The 2,253-nt window shown below is 46.7% G+C and carries 1 protein-coding gene; it reads right to left on the bottom strand.

Annotated elements, in window-relative coordinates; genetic code table 11:
• Window positions 1–331: 331 nt before the first annotated feature.
• The coding region (locus FTV29_RS14890; RefSeq protein WP_180075665.1) for an ATP-binding cassette domain-containing protein at window positions 332–2,253 on the bottom strand (1,922 nt) is incomplete at its 5' end.

The raw sequence follows: 2,253 nt of genomic DNA on the forward strand, positions 1-2,253 counted from the left end.
TTGTGCCATTTTTCTTTATACTGTCACTTAGGCAGGCTGGACACTTGATTTCTAGAGTTATTCGCATTTCTCTATTTTATCAAAATCCAACCTGCTTTTTTTCAGCATACTTTTTGAAACACCACCAAAAAATAAACTTATATGGCACTTGCGTAATTCACGACAAAATGTGTCAAGTTTTGAAGAAGAGATGCAGTACTCAAGAATAGCAAGGAACTACACGGAGATGAAAAGCAGGAGGAAAATATTAAAAATGGGTGGTTTTAATAAAAAAAAGAGATGAATAACGCTTGTTACTCATCTCTCAGATAATGGGGGTGTTGAAATAGTGTTAGAAGGACTGCTCCAGACTTTCCAGTTCCATCATTAGTTCCAGCATCTGTTCTTCGGCTGTTTCCAGTTTGGCTTTCAGCTCAGTTTGCTCATTCATCAGTTTGAGCAAATCATTTTTACGTGAGGCATCATATAAAGCACTATCTCCGAGCAAGCTTTGAATTTCAGCCAGTCGCGGCGTAACCTTTGAAATCTGTGTTTCACATTTTTCGATATTTTTACGAATCGGGCGGCTCAGTTCCCGCTGGCGTGCCGCTTCCTTACGCTGTGCTTCTTTGTCCAGTCTGGAAATGGTTGCTTTGACTTCGACCTGAGATTTCACCGGCTCGGCTGGCTTCTGCCCGTTTTTGATCATCTCAATGCGGGCCTGACGTAACCAGTCGGCATAAGCGGTCAGATCACCGTCAAATTCACGGCATTGACCATTATGTACCAGCAGCAATTCATCACAGACACTGGCAATCAGCTGGCGCTCATGCGATACCAGCACCACAGCACCTTCAAAATCCTGCAAGGCCATGGTCAATGCATGACGCATATCCAGATCTAAATGGTTGGTCGGCTCATCCAGAATCAACACGTTTGGACGCTGCCAGACAATCAATGCCAGAGCCAGACGGGCACGTTCACCGCCTGAGAAACTTTCACTTGGCGTATCCATGCGTTCGCCGCTAAAACCAAAACTGCCCAGGAAAGAACGCAGGCTGGCTTCACTGATTTTTTTATCGGCAATACGGGCCAGCTGTAACATCGGGCTGGCATTGCCATCCAGTGCATCCATTTGGTGTTGGGCAAAGTAGCCAATATTGAGCAGTTCTGAATCTTTACGCAGACCCTGAAGCAATTTTAAATCACCGACCAGCGATTTAATCAGGGTGGATTTACCGGCACCATTCATCCCGAGCAAACCAATCCGGCTGCTTGGCGTGATCTGTAAATTGACATTGGTGACAATCAGCTTGTCACCATAACCAATATCGGCATGTTCCAGTTGCAATAAAGGCGAACTCATTTTGGTCGGTTCACGGAAACTGAAGGTAAATGGTGTATCAACATGGGCAGCAGACAGTTCCTGCATACGCTCCAGCTGTTTGATCCGGCTCTGTGCCTGCTTGGCTTTGGTGGCTTTCGCTTTAAAACGGTCAATATATTTTTGCAGATGTGCGCGGGTTTCCAGCTGCTTTTCATAAGCCTGTTGCTGCTGCGCCAGACGTTCACTGCGGGTGCGCTCGAAGGTCGAGTAGTTACCGGTATATAAAATCAGTTCCTGATTTTCAATATGTAAAATATGATCGGTAATCGCATCGAGGAAATCCCGGTCATGCGAAATCAGCACCAGCGTACCTTCATAGGCTTTCAGCCAGTCTTCGAGCCAGAGAATGGCATCCAGGTCTAAATGGTTGGTCGGTTCATCAAGAAGGAGTAAATCGGAACGGCTCATCAGGGTACGCGCCAGATTCAGGCGCATGCGCCAGCCACCAGAAAAACTTGAAACATCCAGTTGGGATTGATGTTCAAAAAAGCCCAGACCGGCCATCAGTTGCGAAGCTTTGGCCGGCGCAGAATAACCTGAAATTTCATCAAAACGGCCATATAAATGGGCCAGTTCTGCATCATCCAGCTGATCTGGCTGCTCCAGTTTCTGTTGAATATCCCAGTATTCTTCATCGCCGGACAAGACGAAATCAATGGCTTTCATATTCAGCGCTTTGATTTCCTGCGCCATATGCGCCACGGTCCATACCGCAGGACGGGTCAACGAACCGGTGTCTGACTCCATGCCACCAAGCAAAGCTGAAAACAGGGTCGATTTCCCGGCACCATTGACACCGGTTAGGCCAATTTTCCATCCTGGGTGTAACTGCATCGACGCTTTTTGAAATAAAACACGTCCACCGCGACGTATAGATAACTGGTCTA

Source organism: Acinetobacter sp. YH12254 (assembly GCF_013417415.1).
Taxonomy (GTDB): domain Bacteria; phylum Pseudomonadota; class Gammaproteobacteria; order Pseudomonadales; family Moraxellaceae; genus Acinetobacter; species Acinetobacter pseudolwoffii.